Source organism: Ensifer sp. GW101-20A05 (assembly GCF_059424735.1).
In genome coordinates this window covers 140,091-146,943 of the sequence record NZ_JBWKZT010000015.1, presented here as the reverse complement: position 1 = coordinate 146,943, position 6,853 = coordinate 140,091, and the positions used below count along the sequence as shown (strand labels likewise).

The following is a 6,853-nucleotide window of genomic DNA, read 5'->3' as shown; positions in this document are numbered from 1 at the left end:
GCACGTTGCCGTCGGCAACCAGGACACCATCTTCCGAGACACTGTCTGCATCCGCAGCGGCCAGAGGCACGTCGTCGGAGACCGACACGTTCACCGTGCCCTCGGCCGTGTCGCCGTCCGTGTCGGAGGCGATCACCTTGACCGAGCCGAGGCTTGCGAGGTCGTCGGCGTTGATGCCGGGATGGCTGGCGTAGTTGTCGTTCAGCGTCGCCGTCACCGTGGCGCTGTCGCCGCTGCGCACCAGGTCGAGCGTCACGATCGCCACACCGCCGGCGCGGCCGACGATCTGCGTATCGGAGACGCGGTCCCAGGTCAGTGCCCCGGTCAGGCCGCTGGTGTCGCCGAACGCGATCGTAGCGATCGCATCCGAACCGGCAGCAAAGCCGATCGTACCGACGCTCATGTTTGAACCTGGCGTCGAACCGTCGGCAAGGGTCTGGTCGTCGAGCGTCAGCGATGCGGAGGCCGCAAGCGGATCGACCGTCGGACCAGCACCGTCGGTGATGGTGATCGTCTGGCTGTCGCTCGTCGTGTCACCGTCGGCGTCCGTGGCCGACAGCGAGAAGGTGACGTTGACGCCACCGGCATTGTTGAGGTTGCTGGCCGCAGCGAACGACCAGGTCTTGTCGGCATTGACCGTCAGCGTGCCTTCGGCAAGCGCGAACACCACCGACTGACCTGCCGTCAGCGCCAGCGTCTGCGTGGTGTTGCCGACCGTGACGTCCACCGCGCTGACACCGTCAGCGCCAGTCGAAAGCGTCCAGTTGCCGGAAAGCGTCTGGCCCTCGACAACCTGCGCCGATTCCGGATCCGTAATGCCGATCACCGGAACGTCGTCGGAGACGGAGACCGAGACAGTGCCTTCGGCCGTATCGCCATCTGTATCGGAGGCGATCACCTTGACCGAGCCGAGGCTCGCAAGGTCGTCGGCGTTGATGCCGGGATGGCTGGCGTAGTTGTCGTTCAGCGTCGCCGTCACCGTGGCGCTGTCGCCGCTGCGCACCAGGTCGAGCGTCACGATCGCCACACCGCCGGCGCGGCCGACGATCTGCGTATCGGAGACGCGGTCCCAGGTCAGTGCCCCGGTCAGGCCGCTGGTGTCGCCGAACGCGATCGTAGCGATCGCATCCGAACCGGCAGCAAAGCCGATCGTGCCGACGCTCGTGTTTGAACCTGGCGTCGAACCGTCGGCAAGGGTCTGGTCGTCGAGCGTCAGCGATGCGGAGGCCGCAAGCGGATCGACCGTCGGACCAGCACCGTCGGTGATGGTGATCGTCTGGCTGTCGCTCGTCGTGTCACCGTCGGCGTCCGTGGCCGACAGCGAGAAGGTGACGTTGGCGCCACCGGCATTGTTGAGGTTACTGGCCGCAGCGAACGACCAGGTCTTGTCGGCATTGACCGTCAGCGTGCCTTCGGCAAGCGCGAACACCACCGACTGACCTGCCGTCAGCGCCAGCGTCTGCGTGGTGTTGCCGACCGTGACGTCCACGGTGCTGACACCGTCAGCGCCGGCCGAAAGCGTCCAGTTGCCGGCAAGCGCCTGGCCTTCGACCACGTTGGACGAGGCCGGATCCGTGATGCCGATCGAGGGAACGTCGTCGGAGACCGATACGTTCACCGTGCCTTCGGCCGTGTCGCCATCTGTATCGGAGGCGATCACCTTGACCGAGCCGAGGCTTGCGAGGTCGTCGGCGTTGATGCCGGGATGGCTGGCGTAGTTGTCGTTCAGCGTCGCCGTCACCGTGGCGCTGTCGCCGCTGCGCACCAGGTCGAGCGTGACGATCGCAACGCCGCCGGCGCGGCCGACGATCTGCGTATCGGAGACGCGATCCCAGGTCAGTGCCCCGGTCAGACCGCTGGTGTTGCCGAACGCGATCGTCGCGATCGCATCCGTACCGGCCGTGAAGCCGATCGTGCCGGTGCTCGTAGTCGAACCCGGTGTCGAGCCGTCGGCAAGGGTCTGGTCGTCGAGTGTCAGCGATGCGGTTCCCGCCCCCGCTTCGATCGACGGACCACTACCATCGGTGACCGTGATCGTCTGGCTGTCGCTCGTCGTGTCACCGTCGGCGTCCGTGGCCGACAGCGAGAAGGTGACGTTGGCGCCACCGGCATTGTTGAGGTTGCTGGCCGCAGCGAACGACCAGGTCTTGTCGGCATTGACCGTCAGCGTGCCTTCGGCAAGCGCGAACACCACCGACTGACCTGCCGTCAGCGCCAGGGTCTGCGTGGTGTTGCCGACCGTCACATCCACGGTGCTGACACCGTCAGCGCCGGCCGAAAGCGTCCAGTTGCCGGCAAGCGCCTGGCCCTCGACCACGTTGGACGAGGCCGGATCCGTGATGCCGATCGAGGGAACGTCGTCGACGATATCCACGCGCAGCGTCGCCGTACCGGTCGCGCCGTCACCGTCGGTGACCGTCAGATTGAAGGTATCGCGGTCCTGCTCGACATTTGCGCCCGGGCCGGAGCCAGTAACGGGGCTCGTCAGTTCATAGGTATACTGCGCGGCGCCAGTGGCGGGGTCGTACGCGGTGATGGTCAGCACGCCGAACAGGCCCGCGACCGATTGGCCGACGAGACCGCCGATTGCGAAAGTCTGGCCGTTGATCGTCAGGCTGGCGACATCGCCCAGGCCGTCCGGATCGGAGATCGTGAAGATGCCGTTGACCGAAGCGCTGCCATCGCCGGCGCGCGATCCGCTGGCGAGGCCAGCTTCGTCGACCTGCCGGTCGCTCACGAGGATGCCGCCGGGATCGCTGCTGCCGCCATCGGGGATGATCGACGGGTTGTCATTGGGGTCAAGCGTGAAGGGAAGAAGCTCAGTCGCCTCAAGTGTCGGAAATTCCAGGGCGGTCGGGGGCAACAGACCGATGACCGGTCCGGCCTGGCCAATGTCCGCGTTGGCGTCACCAAAGCCGCCGCCGCTGCTCTGGTTCGAGACGACGCTGATGCTGCCGTCCGGACCCGCTGCAACGTTGATGCCATTTTCGCCGAGCACGGCCACCAGGGTTTCGCGCGGGATTTCAGCATCGCCGATGACGAAGGTCGGAACCTTCAATGCGGCGTTGTGAATGGTGATCGTCGAGCCGTCCGGCTGTTCCAAAACGATATCGGTACCGACGACCTTTATTTTCTCGATCGACGCGCCTGCGGGCAGGTGCACCACGTTCGAAGCATCGGCTGTGACCGTCGCGGGCATGGGCTGCGTCTGTGGCGCTGTCTCGGCGCCTTTCACCGGCGCTCCGGTTGCCGGGTCGACGAGCTGGGGTTCTCCCTCAGCTCCCGTTGCCGCCTGCGCCACCAGTCGGTCAGCCTTGCCATCCGGCGCGTTGCGGAACTCGATTGCCTCTGCCTGCGTAGCGGCGGCTTCGTTCGAAATTGTGGTGCCTTCGGTTGCCATAGAAATACCCCTCGACCTTTGCGAGCAAGAAAACACCAAGCTTTTTGGAGCGCAATCGGGGGCTGAGAGATTAGCGAAAAACAGCATAATATGTTATGCCAATACCCAAAATTGGTGAGCTTAGTACAAATTTAGTATTTCTGGTCATTGGTCCGTAACCATCCTCCGCGCGGATGCACGGCGACCCGAAAAAAAGGGCCCCGAAATCGTGCTCGACGACACCTGAGCCTTCCATTGGTTCGACGTGCAGGCTTATCGCTTAGGGAACCTCAAGAAGAACTGCGAAACAAACGGTCGCGGTTTGCAATCCACGCGACATGCCGCCAATGACGATGTTACTGGTGTGTCTACAACGATGGCTGGCGACCTGATCCGAAAGAATACACAAGTATAAAATTTGAATAAAATTTTACACAAAACGTATTGTTCCGAAGCACACTAAATAATACATACCGCTTTACCGGCATTTTTCTTTTCATTCGTACAGTGTCCTCACGAAACCGAGAGACACGGCAATGAACAAGAACACCTGGAAGCACTGCGGAAAATACCTGAAGACTTCGGTGTTCGCGATCGGCCTGGTGTCGCTATCTGCGACATCATCCGTTCAGGCGGGTCAGTCCGTTATGCTCCACCCCGGTCTCTTCCAGCAGATGCTGAGCATGGCAAGCCCTCTGGCAGCCGTCGCCACGGAGACGATCAACACCCTGTCGAAGCAGGCCTCAGAGGCTCTGAAGAACCGGCAGGTGCAGAAGGTGGCGGTGACTGCGCGCCCGAGCCTCGACGGCCGGGCAGCGCCAGAGTCGGACCCCTCCGCCGTGTTCCATTCGGTCGCCTTCCGCGTCTCTTCAATCCCAGTGGCGCGCAAATGGAAGACCGTCTATCCGGCAGTCGTGGCGGCGGACTTCAACCACTGCGCACAGGACAGCGGTTGTGCCGCCCGCGGCATTCTCGGCAAGGCGATCGAAAACGCCAGCGGTCTTGCATTCCGCCAGAAAATCAGCGGCATCAACCGCACGGTGAACCGGATCGTGCGCTACCAGCCGGATGCGGAGAACTACGGTTCAAAGGACTACTGGGCAACGCCGGATGAAATTCTTGCCCGCGGCAAGGGTGACTGTGAAGACTATGCCATCCTGAAGATGGCTGCCCTGAAGGCGGCCGGTCTGCCGTCAGAGGCCATGTCGATCGTTGTACTTCGCGATGTCCGGCGCAACCTCTATCACGCGGTGCTCGCAATCACGACGAGCCAGGGGCACTTCATTCTCGACAACCTGAGTGACGAGGTGAAGCTTGACCGCGCGCTTCCGAGCTATCAGGCGCTCTTTTCGGTCAGCGCTGATCGCTCCTGGATCCATGGCATCAAGACCACCGGAGATAAGGTCGCGTCTGCCGCACCTTTCGCGGATGTCATGCCCGGCGAAGGCGTTGCGGTTCGCTGAACCTCGGCTCCAACGTCGACGTCTTCACTGATCAGACCTATTCATGAACGCCGCCAAATGTAGCCGTCCTCGCGGCAGGCGGCACCTCCGAGCTCTCAGGCCAGAATGAAGCCGATGATCACGTCCTGGTCGGCAAGCGGGGCCAGAGCGGCGTTAAGTTTGCCGCGCGTCACCTGCCCCTGCACGCCGATGGTGAAGCCCGCGGGCTGCGGCTCGCCTGGAGCTGCCTTCAAACGGCGGACAAGATCGACGAACTGAACATCGAAGGCGAGCCTCAAGCCGCGCGCCGGCTGCGGCTGCTGCGACCGCAGAACCCGCGACTGGACAAAGGAGAGGAACGCGGGGTTGAAGGCGACGATGTTCTTGTTTCCCGTGAGCGCAAAGGCAGGCGTTGGGCTGGCGCGCACCTGACCGGCGACGATCGCCAGATTGCTGCGTTGCCTGGCACCGATAAGCTCGTCGCGCATGTAGCGCGTGGCGACATAGCGCAGTCGCGCCGTCAAATTCCCCTCGCCTTCAAGCTCTCGTTCACAAGCTGCAACGATATCCGCAAGTCTTCGTCCCTGCCGCGCAGCAAGCTCGCCAAGACACTGCCAATAGATTTCCTCGAGCTTGATCCCGCGGCGCTGACCGCCGACAGTGACGACGCGGAACCGCAGCGCGCTCAGGTCCTCATCGGACGGTGGAGGCTGCGTTTCGTTCATTCATCAGCGCTCCCGCAGGGCTTCCTCACGCGCCTTGTTGATCGGCTTCATCAGATAGGCAAGGATCGTCTTCTTGCCCGTCATGATATCGACCGAAGCGATCATGCCCGGCATGATGGCATATTCCCGCCCGTCCTTCACCAGCGCAGCCGTGTCGGTTTTAACGCGCACGAGATAATAGGTCTCGCCATTGTTCTGGTCGACGAGACTGTCGGCGCTGACGGTTTCGACGATGCCGCCGAGGCCGCCATAAATCGAGAAGTCATAGGCGGAGACCTTGATCAAGGCCGGTTGGCCCGGGCGCACGAAGGCGACGTCGCGCGGCGAAAGCCGCGCCTCGACGAGCAGCGTCTCCGATGTCGGCACGACGCCGCCGATCACTGCGCCCGGCGTCACATAGGCGCCGACCGTGTTGACATCCAACGTATTGATGATGCCGTCGACCGGAGAACGGATATCGGTGTTGGCGACCCGGCTGGTCGCCCCGCGGATCGTTTCGTCGATCACGGAAAGCTGCGAGAGGGCCTCCGTTTTTTCGGCCAGCGCCTCCTGCTTCAGTTGCAGGGAGAGTTCGGTGACCTGCAGCGACGCCTCCTCGAGCGCCGCCTCCAGCTTGCCGACCGATTGCTTCCACAGGGCGAGCTGTCCCCGGGTGTCGGTCAATTCCTTTTCGACCCGCAGTAGCTCTGTTTGAGCGATGAGCTTGCGTTTGGCCATCGGCTCGATGAGCCCCTGTTCCCGTTCCGTGACCTGCAGGCTCTCGGTCAGCCGGGTGATGTTGGCTTGCGCCTCCGCCAGTTCCTTCTGACGCTGACCCTCGCGCGCCTGCATGACCGACAGCTTGTTGTTAAAGTTTCCAGCCTTCGCCTGGAGCAGTTGCTCCTCGTTGGCGCAGATAGCCGGTGCGACCTTGGCGATATTCTCGGGGCAATTGTACTTGGCGTCGTAGGCCCCACTCTCTTCGAGTTCCAGGCGCGCTATCTGCGCGCGCAGCGACCGTGCCTTGGCTTCGAGCTCGCCAAGCGAGGAGCCGCTTGCCGTATCGTCGAGCCGCAGGATCAGATCGCCGCGACGGACGACCTGCCCGAGCTGCACGGCGATCTCGCGCACGATGCCGGGCTCGCTCGACTGGATGATCTGCGTCTTCGAGACGGGAATGACCTTGCCTTCGCCACGTGCGATTTCGTCCACTTCGGCAATCGCCGCCCAGGTAACGAAACAGCTGATCAGCAGGCCGATGACAAGCAGTCCAGCGCGCGCGGCAAGCGGCGGTTTCTCAGTCATGCTGCCCCCTCCCGCCACTTGCG

The 6,853-nt window shown here is 63.1% G+C and carries 4 protein-coding genes; 1 reads left to right on the top strand and 3 read right to left on the bottom strand.

Annotated features, from left to right (window positions below; genetic code table 11):
* The coding region (locus AC070A_RS28115; protein ID WP_494773608.1) for a beta strand repeat-containing protein at positions 1-3,400 on the bottom strand (3,400 nt) is incomplete at its 3' end.
* A gap of 515 nt (positions 3,401-3,915) precedes the next feature.
* On the opposite strand from AC070A_RS28115, the gene AC070A_RS28110 reads away from it, so the two are divergent.
* Complete coding sequence (locus tag AC070A_RS28110; protein WP_492384072.1) at positions 3,916-4,842, top strand: transglutaminase-like cysteine peptidase; 927 nt, start codon at positions 3,916-3,918, stop codon at positions 4,840-4,842.
* 95 nt (positions 4,843-4,937) lie between these two features.
* On the opposite strand, the gene AC070A_RS28105 is transcribed toward AC070A_RS28110, so the two are convergent.
* The gene (locus tag AC070A_RS28105) at positions 4,938-5,546 is read right to left on the bottom strand and encodes a ribbon-helix-helix domain-containing protein (protein WP_093233288.1); all 609 of its coding nucleotides are present in this window, start codon (positions 5,544-5,546) and stop codon (positions 4,938-4,940) included.
* Between the two features lie 3 nt (positions 5,547-5,549).
* The gene (locus tag AC070A_RS28100; protein WP_093233287.1) at positions 5,550-6,830 is read right to left on the bottom strand and encodes an HlyD family type I secretion periplasmic adaptor subunit; all 1,281 of its coding nucleotides are present in this window, start codon (positions 6,828-6,830) and stop codon (positions 5,550-5,552) included.
* Between the last annotated feature and the right edge of the window lie 23 nt (positions 6,831-6,853).

Bases quoted from the DNA above. Each gene is read 5' to 3' on its own strand.
- AC070A_RS28110 (WP_492384072.1), top strand. From the start codon at position 3,916: ATGAACAAGAACACCTGGAAGCACTGCGGAAAATACCTGAAGACTTCG.
- AC070A_RS28105 (WP_093233288.1), bottom strand. From the start codon at position 5,546: ATGAACGAAACGCAGCCTCCACCGTCCGATGAGGACCTGAGCGCGCTG.
- AC070A_RS28100 (WP_093233287.1), bottom strand. From the start codon at position 6,830: ATGACTGAGAAACCGCCGCTTGCCGCGCGCGCTGGACTGCTTGTCATC.